Source organism: Pantoea sp. USMM079 (genome assembly GCF_037153115.1).
GTDB classification, from domain to species: Bacteria; Pseudomonadota; Gammaproteobacteria; order Enterobacterales; family Enterobacteriaceae; genus Pantoea; species Pantoea communis.
Window position 1 is genome coordinate 401,591 of the sequence record NZ_JBBCKX010000001.1, and the last position, 14,726, is coordinate 416,316.

Genomic DNA, 14,726 nt, shown 5'->3' on the forward strand with positions numbered 1-14,726 from the left:
GGGTTAACGGAACAGACGGCCGTCGCGCACCAGTTCGCGTGGGTAGCTGTTCTTGATGCGGTTGCTGACTTTCTTGGCTAATCCCAATGGCTGCTGCTGATAGGTGACGATCACTTCATCGCGTGCCGGTGCGGTTTCAGGATGAATATCCTGGCCGCGATACCAGCTTTCTGCTTCCGTTTCCGTCAATTCGAAATCCAGTGCGCTGCCCGGTTTAGTCAGGGCAACCACCGCTTCATGCTGCCAGCGATAGCCTTTCGGGAAGGTCTCTGCCAGCTTCAGACCGATGCGCGAGAACCGCACTCTGCCGAGCCAGTTTTCCAGCGCAGCCGGGAACAGCCACAGTTCTTTATCACGCTGCCACAACGAATGCTGCTCATCCCACTCGATACCCACCCGTGCTGCCGCCTGTTGCACTTCAGCAACCAGCTTGCGGCTGGCAGGCGAGAAGGGCAGTTTACCCACTTTATAGGTGGGCGCGGGCAGCGCCGGGATGCTGGCCGTTTTGCGCAGGCGTGCGACAAAGAAGCCTTCACTGTCGAAAATCTGTGGGAAGACATGCAGGAAGCCTTCCGGCGTCAATGCACGCTCGGCACCGTCAAACAGGTCGCGCAACGGCACGATTTCTACTGCATCGGGATAGCGCTGCTGCAACCAGGCGATCACCTGTTGGTTCTCAATCTGGTTCAGCGTGCAGGTGGAGTAGATCAACGTGCCGCCAGGTTGTAATGCATGGAATGCACTGTCGATCAGGTCACGCTGGGTTGCGGCAATCTCTTCAGTGCTGGCCAGTGTCCAGTTACGCAGGGCGTCGGCATCTTTACGCACCACACCTTCGCCGGAGCAGGGCGCATCCAGCAGGATGGCATCAAACTGCTCAGGTAGGGCGGCACCAAACACACGACCATCAAAGTGCGTCAACGCCACATTGCTGACACCACAGCGGCTGATATTGGCATGCAGCACTTTCACGCGGCTGGCTGAATATTCATTGGCGAGGATCACGCCTTCGTTGCGCATCAACGCAGCCATTTGCGTGGTTTTGGAACCGGGTGCAGCGGCCACATCCATCACCTTGCGTGCTTCTGGCGCGGCATCAAACAACGCGGTGACCGGCAGCATTGAGCTGGCTTCCTGAATGTAGAACAAACCGCTCAGGTGCTCGGCCACACTGCCCAGCGGCAATGTCTCATCTTCCCGCTCGATCCAGAATCCTTCGGCGCACCAGGGAACCGGCGTTAAGCGCCAGCCATAATGCGCGGTGCGTGCTAAAAACGCCTCCACACTGATTTTCAACGTATTGACGCGCAGGCTGCGGCGCAGCGGCTGCTGGCTAATCGCCAGGAAACGCTGCAGTTCATTTTCGTCAGCCAGGCTGGTGCGCATCAGCGCAAGGAAATCTTCAGGAAAGCGATCGGACACGGACATTTACCGGGGTATCAAATTTAGCGCGAAGTGTAACACGTGCAAATAAAACGGGCAGCCCGCAGGCTGCCCGATTGCTTAATTGGGATCCGGAATCGCCGTTCCCCAACTGCGCCACTCTTTCGGCGCTTCATCCTGCAACAGGAAGTGTTTATCAGCACCGGCCTGAGGCGCCAGCGGCACCGTCGGCGGTGTGGCAAATTGAATGCCGCCACGAATGAACTGCTGGAAGGTACCGGTTTTCACTACCCCACCAATCAGACCGAAGTCGAGGTTATAGCCAGACGCCAGCCAGAACACGGAGTTATTACGCACCAGATGCTGATACTTCTTACTGATGCGCAGCGCGATCTGTACGCGATCCGCCATGTTGCCCAGCGAGGTACCGGTTACCGTACCCACTTCAACCCCACGGAACAGCACCGGGGTACCCAACGACAGCGAACCGGCTTCGGTAGCATCAACATAAATGTTGAGTCCGTTGAGGTAACGCGAATCGGTGATGGTACTCTCCTGCAACTCAAAGGTACGTGCCTGAGCCCCTTTGCCGGGATCGACATTGAGGTAAGGCTGCAGCAAGGTCTCCAGATGATTAACACCCGCTGGCGAAATTTCCGGTGAGACCACCGAGAAGCGACTGCCGATACGCGCAAAGTCCTGCACATACTCGGGATAGAGCACCGCTTTCGCCACCACCTGATTATTGTCTTTACTCAATGCCAGTGATTCGACCTGGCCGACATTAATGCCGAGGTAACGAATCGGCATGCCCGCAGCCAGCTTGCTGGCATCAAAGGTATGCAAGGTGATCTGGCTGCCGACTGCACGCGCAGCCGTTTCAGAGGCATACAGTACGCGTTTCACGCCTTTCGTCGCTTGCGCGCCAGTGAGGTTATCGAAACTGATCGCCCCTTTCAGCGCACGGTTGAGCGGCGAAGCCTGCACCGTTAAACCGCTGCCGTTAAGTTGCACTTTCGCACCACCTTCGGCCCAGAATACGCTCTCGCTGGTCAGCAATTTGCGGTATTGCGGCTCAATGTGGATGGAAATCTCAAAGGCATCGGCGCGCGGCACCACGTCCACCACTTCACCCACCTGGAATTTACGATACAGCACCACTGAACCGGCCTGCACATCTGGCAAGCTGTTGGCGGTCAGTTTCAGTGTGGTTGGCGGTTGGTCACCTATAATCCCTTCCTGCGCACGCTCAGCATCGGCATATAAAGGATAACGGGCGGAAGGATTGCCTTTCGCACCCGGCACCAGACGTATGCCGCCGTCTACCCATTCACGGGCACTGGCACCCAGCACCTGCATTCCTTCGAGACCAAACTTCACGTCGAGACGACTATTCACAATGAATTTGCTGTCCGCGTGCACCAGATGGCGATATTCCGGATTGATGGCCACCGCAAAGCTAATGCCATTCTCATCCAGTTGACGCGAAATGACCTGCCCGATCTTCATGCCGTACAGCATCACCGGCTGACCGCCATCAATACCGTAGGTTTCCGGCGCGCTGAGTTTTACCGTCAGAACATCCGGTTTTTGCAGCAGGGTTTCGCTGGCAGGCAGCACGGTAAAGTGATCCTGCGCGGGACCTTCGCCCGGTACCAGTTCGAAGGTGTTACCGGTCAGCAAGCTGCTGAGATTGGTGTCGGTCAGGCTCAGTTTGGGTGCACGCATTTCAATGCGGGTACCGCTGCGCATCAGGCTCGTCACCGAAGGATCCACGGTGAGTTCGCCGGTGACTTTGCCGCCCGGCAACAGATTAAGTTTGGTTAAGGTACCCACTTCCAGACCCTGGTACATCAGTGGCGTGCTATTCGCTTTGAGGTTATCGCCGCTCGGTAAATCCAGACTGATCTGCACGCCACGCTGGCTGCGTGCCAGATCGGGGTAGAGCTGATAGTTTTCGTCGCTGTTGGCCTGCTGACCTTCTTCTGGAGAATCAAAGGCAATCGCCCCATTCACCAGCGCGGCCAGGCTCTCCAGCTTCACTTTGGCACCGCTCAGACTGACGTCAGCGTCTACGCCGGACACGTTCCAGAAGCGGCTCTGCTTTTTCACCAGATTGACGAAACGACGCTCAATCAGTACGTCGACCGTGACGCCATCAGTATTACCGTTGATGCTGTAGTCATACACACGTCCTACCGGGATTTTGCGGTAATAGACCAGCGAACCGGTATTCAGCGATCCCAAATCGGGGGAGTGCAGATGGATCAGCAATTCCCCGGTGTTAACGCGATATTTCGGTTGGGTATCCAGCGCGGTGAAGTGCTCACGCGGATTGCCGCCGCCCGGCATCATGCCGATATAGTTACCGCCCACCAGCGCATCCAGTCCAGAAACGCCCGCCAGAGAGGCTTTGGGCGTGACCAGCCAGAACTGCGTATTGTCCTTCAGCGCATCGCGCATATCGCTCTTGATACTGGCCTTGATCTGGATGCTGTGATAATCATCGCTCAGCACAATACCTTGCACCGTTCCCACTTCCACGCCCTGATAACGAATCGGCGTGCGGCCTGGCACAATGCCGTCCGCAGTCTGGAAGTTGATGGTAATTGTGGTACCGCGTTCCTGATAGTTGGTCCATAACAGCCAGCCAGCAATCAGCAGGGCAATAATGGGCAATAGCCAGAACGGCGAAACCTTGCGTTTGTTACGCAGGTTGGCGCTAGTCGGTGTAGTCGGCGTTTCCTGTTGCATGTGCATCCCAGATCAGGCGGCTATCAAGCCACTCTACAGCCATAATGGTCAGGATGACTGCCGCACCGAAATAGAAAGCGGCAGGTCCCATGGTAAAAGCCAGCAGTTGATCGCGATTCACCAATGACATGGTGACCGCAATCACGAACAGATCCAGCATTGACCAGCGTCCCACCCAGGTGATGGCACGCAGCAGTCGAATGCGGGTTTTTAAGCCCTGTTCACACTTAAAATGGATGCTGACCAGCAAAGTCAGCATCACTAACACTTTGGTAAACGGCACCAGGATACTGGCGATAAATACCACCGCCGCCACCGGGATGTTGCCGGAAGCCAGACCCAGAATACCGGAGAAGATCGTATCTTCACGGCGTGCGCCATTAACGTAAACTACTGAAATCGGCAGCAGATTAGCGGGGATCAGTAGCACAATCGAAGCGATCAGTGCGGCCCAGGATTTCTGCAAACTGTGGCGACGACGGAAATCGAGCGGGGTGTGACAACGTGTACAACGTCCGCGATCGTCCGGCATGCCGGTTTGATGACAGTTCAGACACACCTGCCACTGTTCCGGAGGTGTCGTGGGTACAGCCTGCGGATAATAGTGCTCCCACAGTTCTTCCACGTTGAGATGAATCAGCGTCAGCAGGCTCAGCACCGTCAGCGCGATATAGGCCACCAGGCCATAGCCGACTTCCAGCGCGGCGTAATCCTGCACCTTTATAGAGGCGACCGCCACACCGACCAGATAGATATCCAGCATCACCCACTCTTTGAGCTTCTCCAGCATCAGCAACACCGGACGCAGGTTCATCCCGAGGGCGTTGCCAATCCATAAATAGCAGATGCCCGCGACTAAGGTTACCGGTGCACCAATGGTACAAAACGCCACCATCGAGGCCGTCAGCACGTTGCCCTGCTGCGCCATCTGGATCACGCCTTCCACCAGGCTGGCGTTGATGCGCATGCCGAGCAAGCGAATATCCACCAACGGGAGGCTGAAGGCGAAGGGCATCAACACGATCATGGTCACGGCCATTACGGTGAGTCGCGTCATTGACCAATCGCGGCCACTTTGAATTTTTGCATGACAGCGCGGGCAATGCGCCGACTGATGCGATTTCACATCCGGTAAGGAAAAAAGGGTATCGCATTGCGGACAACGCTGATAACGTGCGTGGGGCAACGTCTGGCTGATAGCGTGAATTTTCATAGGTGACGCAAGTGGCCCATCGTTCGTTACGTTTACCGGCATGCTGTTCAGAGCATTCTGACTGCAATAGGGAGTGGTACAAGAATAGTCTTAACCACCGACTGCTAAGGGTATAGTAACTAACACAATGATTCACCTGATGGGGCTGGATTATTAGTGCTTATTTTAACAACTGAGTGACAACAAGCTCACGACAGTGACGAGTTATGGTTAAACAATGAACAAAAAAGCCTTTTACGAGGATTTAAATCGCGATGTCCGTGCACTGTTAGCGGGCGAAACCTCTTTCCTGGCAGCACTGGGTAATTGCAGTGCGCTGCTGTTTGAACGCCTGGAAGGCGTGAACTGGGCAGGATTCTACTTGCTCACCGAGCCAAATACGCTGGTGCTGGGCCCGTTCCAGGGCAAAATTGCCTGCGTGCGCATTCCGGTGGGCAAAGGGGTTTGTGGCACAGCGATTGCAGAGGATAAAGTACAGCTCGTTGAGGATGTGCATGCGTTCCCTGGTCATATCGCGTGTGATGCGGCCAGCAACGCTGAAATCGTGATTCCTCTGAAAGTGAATGGCACCGTTGTCGGTGTGCTAGACATTGATAGTACGGTTTATTCTCGCTTTGATAGTGAGGATGAAGCGGGGCTGGTGGCCCTTACCGACGGGCTTTGTGAAGTGCTGGCGGGCAGTGACATCGAAAAATTTATTCAACTGTCACGCAGCTAATCGACTGGATCACATAGCATTTGGCGATGTTGTCATTATAATGTCGCCTGTTCATGCCTGCTCTGGTCGGCAAACCCGTAGTAATCAGGAAATTTCATGGAAAATCAACCTAAGTTGAATAGCAGTAAAGAAGTGATCGCCTTTTTGGCGGAACGTTTTCCGCAATGTTTTAGCGCCGAAGGTGAAGCGCGTCCGCTTAAAATCGGTATCTTCCAGGATCTGGTTGAGCGCGTTCAGGGTGAAAACAGCCTGAGCAAGACGCAACTGCGTTCAGCCTTGCGCCTTTATACCTCAAGCTGGCGTTATCTGTACGGCATTAAAGCGGGTGCAATCCGTGTTGATCTTGATGGCAACGCCTGTGGCGTGCTGGACGAACAACACGTTGAACATGCGCGCAAGCAGCTGGAAGAAGCCAAAGCGCGCGTTCAGGCGCAGCGCGATCAGCAAAAAGCGAAGAAACGCGAAGCCGGTGAAGAGACCGCTGAACGTCGTCCTCGTAAACCTGCTCCTCGCAAAGCGGCTGAAGGCGAAGCACCTCGCAAGCCTCGTCCACAGGCACCGCGTGCCGCATCAGCAGAACGTCCTGCTGCACCGCGCCCACCGCGAGCTAAACCTGTCACTGATACCTCAACTTTGCAACCCGGCCAGAACATCAAAGTTAAAGCAGGCAAAAGTGCAATGGACGCCACCATTCTTGAAATCACCAAGGATGGCGTTCGGGTGCAGCTCGCTTCCGGCATGGCAATGATTGTGCGCGCAGAACACTTGCAGTTCTGAAACGGAGGCTGACCTCGGCATGAACAACATTTTAAAGATCGGTATGATCGCGGGCCTGCTGTTAGCAGGCCCCACCTTTGGCGCAGATAACATTACCCGCGCCGACCAGATTCCACAGTTACATGAAGACCCACAGCATCCTACCGTCAGTGAACGCGTCACTTCGCGTTTCACCCGTTCTCACTATCGCCAGTTCGATCTGAATCAGGATTTCTCTGCGAAAATTTTTGATCGCTACCTGAATCTGCTCGACTACAACCATAACGTGTTGTTGGCTTCAGACATCGCGCAATACGCCGATAAGAAAACCACGTTGGGTGATGAACTGCGCAGCGGTAAGCTGGATGTGTTCTACGATCTCTACAATCTGGCGCAGAAACGCCGCTTCGAGCGCTATCAATATGCGCTAAGCGTGCTGAATCGCCCGATGAATTTCACCGGCAATGACACCATCGACATTGACCGTGCAAAATCACCCTGGCCGAAAAACAGCGATGAGCTGAACGCGCTGTGGGATGCCAAAGTTAAATATGACGAGCTGAGCCTGAAACTGGCCGGTAAAGATGACAAAGAGATTCGTGAAACGCTGACTAAGCGTTACAACTTTGCCATTCGTCGCCTGGCGCAGAGCAACAGTGAAGATGTGTTCCAGCTGGCGATGACCGCCTTTGCGCATGAAATCGACCCGCACACCAACTATCTTTCACCGCGTAACACCGAACAGTTCAACACCGAGATGAGCCTGTCGCTGGAAGGTATCGGTGCCGTGCTGCAGATGGACGATGATTACACGGTCATCAACTCCATGGTGGCTGGCGGACCGGCCGCGAAAAGCAAATCCATCAGCGTGGGCGACCGTATTGTCGGTGTTGCTCAGCCAGGCAAGCCAATGGAAGATGTGATTGGCTGGCGTCTGGATGATGTGGTGTCCAAAATCAAAGGACCGAAAGGCAGCAAAGTGCGCCTGGAAATCCTGCCTGCTGGCAAGGGCACCAAAACCCGCACCGTGACACTGACGCGTGAAAAGATCCGTCTTGAAGATCGCGCGGTGAAAGGCACCGTACATAACGTCGGTAAAGAGAAAGTCGGCGTACTGGATATTCCAGGCTTCTACGTTGGCCTGACTGACGATGTGAAAGTGCAGCTGCAAAAACTGCAGAAGCAGAACGTCGACAGCATCGTGATTGATTTGCGTACCAACGGCGGCGGTGCGCTCACCGAAGCCGTATCACTGTCGGGTCTGTTTATCCCAAGTGGCCCAGTGGTGCAGGTCCGTGACAACAACGGTCGCGTGCGCCAGGACAGCGATAATGACGGTATCGTTTATTACAAAGGTCCGCTGGTGGTGCTGGTCGATCGTTTCAGTGCCTCGGCTTCTGAGATCTTCGCCGCTGCGATGCAGGATTACGGTCGCGCACTGATCGTCGGTGAACCAACCTTTGGTAAGGGCACCGTACAGCAGTACCGTTCACTGAACCGCATCTACGATCAGATGCTGCGTCCGGAATGGCCGGCGCTGGGCTCAGTGCAATACACCATCCAGAAGTTCTATCGCATTAACGGTGGCAGTACTCAGCGTAAAGGCGTCACGCCGGACCTGCTGATGCCAACTGGCGTAGAAGCGGCGGAAACCGGTGAGAAGTTCGAGGACAACGCGCTGCCATGGGATAGCGTGAATGCCGCGACTTACACCAAAACCGGTGATATCACCGCGCTGGTACCGCAGCTGACCAAAGAGCACGCCGATCGTATCGCTAAAGATCGCGAGTTCCAGTACATCATGAAAGATATTGCGCGCTTTGACGCGATGAAAGACAAACGCAATATTGTGTCGCTCAATCTTGCTCAACGTGAGAAAGAGAACCACGAAGATGATGCACTGCGTCTGGAACGCATTAACGCGCGCTACCAGGCGGAAGGCAAAGCCCCGCTGAAGAGCATTGAAGATTTGCCGAAAGACTACAAAGAGCCAGACCCGTATCTGGACGAAACCGTGAAAATTGCCAATGACATGGCACAGCTGGAGAAAACCCAGCCTGCTGCCGAAGGCGCGAAATAAATTTTCGCTGAATAAAAGCACCGCTCCGGCGGTGTTTTTTTTTGTACCAAAGGTATTGTTCATTGTGGCTAATGGGCAGAATTGCGCACATCATTACCAAATGTAAAGTTATGTCTTTTTAGACACTTAAAGATTAAGGTTGCTTGAAAACCTGCGCAATGGACATAGGATGTATATCCGCGCATGAGCGCGAGCACAACTGAGGAAGATTAACGTTTATGATGCGTATTGCGCTTTTCCTGGTCACCAACCTGGCGGTGATGTTGGTATTCGGACTGATTCTGAGTCTGACAGGAATTCAGTCAAGCAGTGTTCAGGGTCTGATGATTATGGCAGGTCTGTTTGGCTTTGGCGGTGCGTTTGTTTCACTGCTGATGTCTAAATGGATGGCGTTGCGCTCCGTCGGCGGTGAAGTGATTCAACAACCCCGTAACGAGACAGAACGCTGGCTGATGGATACCGTCAGTCGCCAGGCTCAACAGTCCGGCATTGCGATGCCGCAAGTGGCGATCTATCACGCGCCAGATATTAATGCCTTTGCTACCGGTGCACGTCGTGACGCCTCACTGGTTGCGGTCTCGACTGGCTTGCTGCAGAACATGAGCCGTGATGAAGCGGAAGCGGTGCTGGCGCACGAAATCGCCCACATCGCTAACGGTGACATGATCACCATGACGCTGATTCAGGGTGTGGTGAACACCTTCGTGATCTTCATTTCGCGTATTATCGCGCAGGTAGCATCGGGCTTCCTGTCGGGTAACCGTGACGGTGAAGAGAGCAGCAACGGTAACCCGCTGGTCTATTTTGCGGTCGCGACCGTGCTGGAACTGGTGTTCGGCATTCTCGCCAGCATCATCACCATGTGGTTCTCACGTCACCGTGAATTTCACGCGGATGCAGGTTCAGCCAAACTGGTGGGTCGCGAGAAGATGATTGCCGCTCTGCAGCGTTTGAAAACCAGCTACGAGCCGCAGGAGCCAAGCAGCATGATGGCATTCTGCATTAACGGCAAAAGCAAATCGTTGAGCGAATTGTTTATGTCGCATCCGCCGCTCGATAAGCGTATCGAAGCGCTGCGTAACGGTGACTATCTGAAATAATGGTTTGGCTGTTGCAATAAACAAAGGTGCCCAATTGGGCACCTTTGTTGTTTTATGACTTCACCGTCTGACTCGATTGCGTCATCCGAGACATACTGACGACGGCTGCCACCGTGGCGAAACTACCCGCCAGAACCAGTGATGCCTGTGTTCCGCTGTCGTTAAACAGATTGAACATCAATGCAACCAATGCTGCACCGCTGCTCTGACCGACCAAACGCGCCGTCCCTAACATACCGCTGGCGCCACCGCTGCGATGGCGCGGGGCAGAGGAGATAATCGTGTGATTATTTGGAGACTGGAACAGGCCAAAGCCCGCACCGCAAAGCATCATTCGCCAGATAATATCAATATCGGTGGGTTGTGAAGGCAGCAGTGCCAGTAAGAACAGACCCGCCGCAAACATTGCCAGCCCCAGGCCACCCAATAATCCCGCATGGACTTTCTCAATCAACCGACCAGCAATGGGGGCCAGCACCATGGTGGCCAGCGGCCAGGGTGTGAGCAGCAACCCGGTTGCCACTTCATCCCGTCCCAGCACGTTTTGCAGGAAGAATGGCAGCGAAACCATAGCCAGCATCTGCGCACAGAACGAGCAAATCGAAGTGCACATCGACAACGAAAAAATGGGGATGCGCAGCAAATCCACCGGCAGTAGCGGCACTGGCATCGCCAACTGGCGACGAACAAACACCACGCCCACCAACACCAGTGCGACGACTTCAGCCAGAATGAGCCAGTGGTCCTGCCCCTGTGAGAACCCGCTGAGGGCCGATATGAGCAGGCCAAAGAACAGGGCGTTCATGATGGCACTGGGAACATCGAACTTCTGCTGTTTAGCTTTCTGCGTGTTATCTGGCAGAAAACGCAGCGCCAGCCACAGTGCCACAATGCCCAGCGGCACGTTGATCAGGAATAACCATTTCCAGCTGGCGATGGAGAGAATCGCGGCTGCCACCGTTGGGCCCGCAGCGCTCGACACCGCGACGATCAGCGAGTTAATCGCCATACCGCGGCCGAGAAAACGCTGCGGATAGATAATACGAATCAGCGCTGTGTTCACACTCATCAATGCCGCGCCGCCAAAACCCTGCAGGATACGCGCCACGGTAAGCATATTGAGTGAAGAGGAGAGGGCGCAGAACAGTGAAGTGGCGATAAACAACGCCAGCCCTACCTGATAAACACGGCGATAACCCAGCATATCGCCCAGAAAGGAGAGCGACAGTAACGAGATAACAATGGCGATTTGGTAGGCGTTAACAATCCAGATTGATTCCGCCGGACTGGCATTCAGTTCGCGTGCAATGGTGGGTAACGCAACGTTAGCAATGGCACCATCCAGCACTGCCATCATGATGCCTAACGCAATAGTGATAATCGCGCCGTACCGCTGCGGAACAGGTAATCCATCCTGAGAGACTGTAGGGGACATAAATGAAATAAATGAAGGAAGTGAATATCATCATGCTAATCAATTTTGTGACGGAAAGCACCGCATTCATTGACAAAAAATTACGAAGGAATGTGTCGCAGATTGCCAGTCGTTGCCGCCGTTGGGCTGAAACGCATATACTGGCGCTTCTGTTCCGTTTTTTTTGAAACACCGTCAAAAAAGGATACGCGCAATGGCGAGCAGTGATAACGATAAACAGCCAGACTCCGTCTCTTCGGTAATGAAAGTGTTCGGCATTTTGCAGGCGTTAGGCGAAGATCGTGATCATGGTATCACCGAGTTGTCGCAACGCGTGATGATGTCAAAAAGCACGGTTTACCGCTTTCTGCAAACCATGAAATCATTGGGTTACGTAGCGCAGGAAGGGGAAAGTGAAAAATATTCGCTGACGCTCAAGCTGTTTGAATTGGGTGCCAGGGCACTACAAAACGTCGACCTGATTCGTAGTGCCGATGTCGAAATGCGAGAACTGTCGCGTTTGACCAAAGAAACCATCCACCTGGGTGCGCTGGAAGAAGACAGCATTGTCTATATCCATAAAATTGATTCGCTGTATAACCTGCGCATGTACTCGCGCATCGGGCGTCGTAACCCGCTGCATACCACCGCCATCGGTAAAGTGTTACTGGCATGGCGCGATTGCACTGAAGTTCAGGCAATCCTGAGCGAAGTCGAGTTTCGTCGCAGTACCGCCAACACCATCGTCAGTGCTGAAGCGCTGCTTGAGGTATTAGATCAGGTAAAAGTGCAGGGTTTCGGTGAAGATAATGAAGAGCAGGAAGAGGGCTTACGCTGTATCGCTGTGCCGGTTTTCGACCGCTTCGGCGTGGTGATCGCGGGATTGAGCATCTCATTCCCGACAATCCGATTCTCTGAAGAAGCAAAAAACGAGTATGTGGCGATGCTGCATCGTGCCGCGCGCAATATTTCCGACCAGTTGGGTTACCACGACTACCCATTCTGAACAGCAGAACGGGCTGTCGCCAGCCCGTTTGAATCACTAATTATCTACCACTTCGCCACTTTTCTTCAGCAGTGGACAATCGGTGACACCCACAATACCGCTGTCGGTATGCAGATATTGCGCGGTGATCATGCCGCGTGCAGTGAGATAGCTACACTGTAAGCCCAGTCCAGCGGCGTTTTTGTTGCTTCCGGTCAGTACGCCATAGCCGGTAAACAGCATCCCTAACCAGACCACTGCCACCACGATTATCGCCCGAATGAATAGTTTCATTTTATCTCCTTGTGATACACAACGCAGCTATCCTGAAGTCGCTGCGATTTCTATAGTAGCAGCATGACGCGTCCTGCTCATGAAATCGATCAGAGATAACTGAAAGCCATCAAGATGCGGGATAATCTGCTTTCCACCGGCAACCATTATCTTTTCCGCACACAACGAGTAGAATCAGCGGCGGTGTAAGTGTTTTATGTTTGACAATAGAGGCAGTTATGAACGAGTTAGCCGCAAATACCAGTCCGCTGTTCAGTTATGGTGTACTGGCCATCATTATTGTTGTGGCCTTGATAGCCTGGTTCTTCGTTAACCGGGCCAGCATGCGCGCCAGTGAACAGATTCGTTTGCTGGAAGCACTGCTGGAAGAGCAGAAAAAACAGAATGCATTGTTGCGCCGCCTGGCGGATGCTCAACCTGCCACAGCAAAACAGCAGGAGGAAGAAGACGCCGTAGAACAGCGCGACTTCATCCGTATGATTCCAGAACGTTAAACACATGATGGAGCAGTAATGGCCTGGCAAAATCCCTGGTACGACGCAAGGCTGGCGCATCACACGCCAGAAGGTTTCCGCAATCCGGAACCGGAATTGCGCCAGCCAGGGGATTTGCAGCGCTGGCGGCGGGAGCGCAAAGCGGACCATTTGCCGCTGCCGCCTCAGGCCGGTTATCCGGCATTCATTGCCCGCTGGTATCAGGAAAGCGATCTGGGCGGTGATGACGATCGCGTCTGGTGGTTAGGTCATGCCGCCGTGTTGATGCGGCTCAATCGCCGCTATATTCTCATCGATCCGGCACTTTCTGCGCGTGCTTCACCGCTGCCATTTGCTGGACCACAGCGTAAAACGCCCGCTCCGCTCCATATTGCACAGTTGCCACATCTCGACGTGGTACTGATTTCGCACAATCACTACGACCATCTCGATCGACCTACGGTAAAGCGCATCGCGCGTCATTTCCCGGATGCGCAATTTGTTGTGCCGCTGGGTATGGGAACCTGGTGTCGCAAACGTGGCGTGCGTCATGTCACCGAACGCGACTGGTGGCAATCCATTGATATCGCTGGAGTGACGCTGACTGCCGTACCCGCGCGGCACTGGAGCATGCGAACTTTCTGGGATCGTAATCGCTCACTGTGGTGTGGCTGGGTGGTGCGAAACCAGAGTGTGAATTTTTGGTTTTCAGGTGACAGTGGCTATAGCGAAAACCTGTTAGAAATTGCTGAACGTCTCGGGCCCTTTAATCTTGCCGCATTGCCCATTGGCGCTTATGCACCAAAATGGTTCATGCGCGGTCAACATATGGACCCCGATCAGGCGGTGCGTTTATGGCAGGCGATAGGGCGTCCGTTAACGCTGCCGATCCACTGGGGTGTGTTTGAACTGGCGGATGATCCTTTAGATGAACCCCCTGCCGCTTTGGCGCAAGCAATGCAATCCGCGGGAGAATGGGACTCACGCTTTATGCCATGGAGAATAGGCACCAGCCGAAGCTTGCAGAATAGCGATTCAGATGTGTCCTAAGCCCGATTTGTTAAATCAATCGTCGCAGTGCGTTTTTTTAACATTTAATTGTAGAGTCGTTAGTTAAAAATAAGATAACCGCCAAAACGAGCGTGCATATATTTGGGGCAAGAGCGCTTATATTTTCCTGATTTTGGTGCAAAACAATTAATGACTTGTACTTAATAAATCGGGTTGTACAAGTTTTGCTCAGCGCACGAATGTTGCATTCCACGTTAATTTTTTGGCGAAATATTTTATCAATGCCATATTAATGCAATATTTTTTGCGTAGCCTTGACCGCTTTAATTGTGCTGGTTTAGATTGCGTCGCTACGCTTGACTAATGTAAGTACTGGCGCTAACTACTCTGACATATAACATTTTTTTGTGCAGTTATTCCGTCATCTGTCAATATGCTAATGGCAGAAGAGTGCAGAGCAACGGCCAATTATGTGCGTCATGTCGATCACCGTTTAAAAATGGCTTGCCATTAATTTGCGGATATGTGATAACGACTCTTGGGTC

12 protein-coding genes are annotated in these 14,726 nt (G+C 53.5%); 7 read left to right on the forward strand and 5 right to left on the reverse strand.

All coding sequences use genetic code 11. The annotated features are described in order from the left end of the window. Positions 1-3: 3 nt before the first annotated feature. The 3 genes from rsmF to yebS form a co-directional block, all read right to left on the reverse strand. A complete protein-coding gene (gene rsmF / locus WFP70_RS01865; protein WP_337022434.1) occupies positions 4-1,428 on the reverse strand; it encodes a 16S rRNA (cytosine(1407)-C(5))-methyltransferase RsmF in 1,425 nt (474 codons plus the stop codon). A 75-nt stretch (positions 1,429-1,503) separates the two neighbouring features. Further along, complete coding sequence (locus WFP70_RS01870) at positions 1,504-4,137, reverse strand: PqiB family protein (protein ID WP_337022435.1); 2,634 nt, start codon at positions 4,135-4,137, stop codon at positions 1,504-1,506. Further along, positions 4,106-5,350, reverse strand: coding sequence for a membrane integrity lipid transport subunit YebS (gene yebS, locus WFP70_RS01875; RefSeq protein WP_097116874.1), 1,245 nt, complete (start codon positions 5,348-5,350; stop codon positions 4,106-4,108). Before yebS ends, WFP70_RS01870 begins: the two co-directional genes overlap by 32 nt. Positions 5,351-5,567: 217 nt before the next feature. Between yebS and WFP70_RS01880 the strand changes: the two genes are divergently transcribed. From WFP70_RS01880 to htpX, 4 genes are all read left to right on the forward strand, one after another. Then, positions 5,568-6,068 (forward strand): GAF domain-containing protein, encoded by a 501-nt coding sequence (locus WFP70_RS01880; protein ID WP_038646557.1) that lies wholly within the window; start codon positions 5,568-5,570, stop codon positions 6,066-6,068. Between the two features lie 96 nt (positions 6,069-6,164). Then, entirely contained in the window at positions 6,165-6,845 is a 681-nt protein-coding gene (proQ, locus tag WFP70_RS01885; RefSeq protein WP_034828699.1) for an RNA chaperone ProQ, read from the forward strand. A gap of 19 nt (positions 6,846-6,864) precedes the next feature. Next, on the forward strand, positions 6,865-8,904 hold the full coding sequence (gene prc / locus WFP70_RS01890; RefSeq protein WP_034828701.1) for a carboxy terminal-processing peptidase: 2,040 nt from the start codon (positions 6,865-6,867) through the stop codon (positions 8,902-8,904). Between the two features lie 218 nt (positions 8,905-9,122). Further along, complete coding sequence (gene htpX, locus WFP70_RS01895; RefSeq protein ID WP_038646563.1) at positions 9,123-10,004, forward strand: protease HtpX; 882 nt, start codon at positions 9,123-9,125, stop codon at positions 10,002-10,004. A gap of 52 nt (positions 10,005-10,056) precedes the next feature. Here htpX and WFP70_RS01900 read toward each other — a convergent pair whose 3' ends face one another. After that, positions 10,057-11,439, reverse strand: coding sequence for an MFS transporter (locus WFP70_RS01900; protein ID WP_337022436.1), 1,383 nt, complete (start codon positions 11,437-11,439; stop codon positions 10,057-10,059). 193 nt (positions 11,440-11,632) lie between these two features. Here WFP70_RS01900 and kdgR point away from each other — a divergent pair, with 193 nt between their 5' ends. Continuing rightward, positions 11,633-12,424 (forward strand): DNA-binding transcriptional regulator KdgR, encoded by a 792-nt coding sequence (kdgR, locus tag WFP70_RS01905; protein WP_337022437.1) that lies wholly within the window; start codon positions 11,633-11,635, stop codon positions 12,422-12,424. Positions 12,425-12,460: 36 nt separating this feature from the next. Here the strand turns inward: kdgR and WFP70_RS01910 are convergent, their stop codons facing one another. Continuing rightward, positions 12,461-12,697 (reverse strand): YobH family protein, encoded by a 237-nt coding sequence (locus tag WFP70_RS01910; protein ID WP_034828706.1) that lies wholly within the window; start codon positions 12,695-12,697, stop codon positions 12,461-12,463. Positions 12,698-12,915: 218 nt separating this feature from the next. On the opposite strand from WFP70_RS01910, the gene WFP70_RS01915 reads away from it, so the two are divergent. Both WFP70_RS01915 and WFP70_RS01920 read left to right on the forward strand, forming a co-directional pair. After that, the gene (locus tag WFP70_RS01915; RefSeq protein WP_034828707.1) at positions 12,916-13,191 is read left to right on the forward strand and encodes a YebO family protein; all 276 of its coding nucleotides are present in this window, start codon (positions 12,916-12,918) and stop codon (positions 13,189-13,191) included. A gap of 18 nt (positions 13,192-13,209) precedes the next feature. Beyond that, a complete protein-coding gene (locus WFP70_RS01920) occupies positions 13,210-14,220 on the forward strand; it encodes an MBL fold metallo-hydrolase (RefSeq protein WP_337022438.1) in 1,011 nt (336 codons plus the stop codon). Positions 14,221-14,726 lie beyond the last annotated feature (506 nt).

What these genes read in the sequence shown, in the direction of transcription:
- rsmF (WP_337022434.1), bottom strand. Translation starts at nt 1,428, where the DNA reads ATGTCCGTGTCCGATCGCTTTCCTGAAGATTTCCTTGCGCTGATGCGC.
- WFP70_RS01870 (WP_337022435.1), bottom strand. Translation starts at nt 4,137, where the DNA reads ATGCAACAGGAAACGCCGACTACACCGACTAGCGCCAACCTGCGTAAC.
- yebS (WP_097116874.1), bottom strand. Translation starts at nt 5,350, where the DNA reads ATGAAAATTCACGCTATCAGCCAGACGTTGCCCCACGCACGTTATCAG.
- WFP70_RS01880 (WP_038646557.1), top strand. Translation starts at nt 5,568, where the DNA reads ATGAACAAAAAAGCCTTTTACGAGGATTTAAATCGCGATGTCCGTGCA.
- proQ (WP_034828699.1), top strand. Translation starts at nt 6,165, where the DNA reads ATGGAAAATCAACCTAAGTTGAATAGCAGTAAAGAAGTGATCGCCTTT.
- prc (WP_034828701.1), top strand. Translation starts at nt 6,865, where the DNA reads ATGAACAACATTTTAAAGATCGGTATGATCGCGGGCCTGCTGTTAGCA.
- htpX (WP_038646563.1), top strand. Translation starts at nt 9,123, where the DNA reads ATGATGCGTATTGCGCTTTTCCTGGTCACCAACCTGGCGGTGATGTTG.
- WFP70_RS01900 (WP_337022436.1), bottom strand. Translation starts at nt 11,439, where the DNA reads ATGTCCCCTACAGTCTCTCAGGATGGATTACCTGTTCCGCAGCGGTAC.
- kdgR (WP_337022437.1), top strand. Translation starts at nt 11,633, where the DNA reads ATGGCGAGCAGTGATAACGATAAACAGCCAGACTCCGTCTCTTCGGTA.
- WFP70_RS01910 (WP_034828706.1), bottom strand. Translation starts at nt 12,697, where the DNA reads ATGAAACTATTCATTCGGGCGATAATCGTGGTGGCAGTGGTCTGGTTA.
- WFP70_RS01915 (WP_034828707.1), top strand. Translation starts at nt 12,916, where the DNA reads ATGAACGAGTTAGCCGCAAATACCAGTCCGCTGTTCAGTTATGGTGTA.
- WFP70_RS01920 (WP_337022438.1), top strand. Translation starts at nt 13,210, where the DNA reads ATGGCCTGGCAAAATCCCTGGTACGACGCAAGGCTGGCGCATCACACG.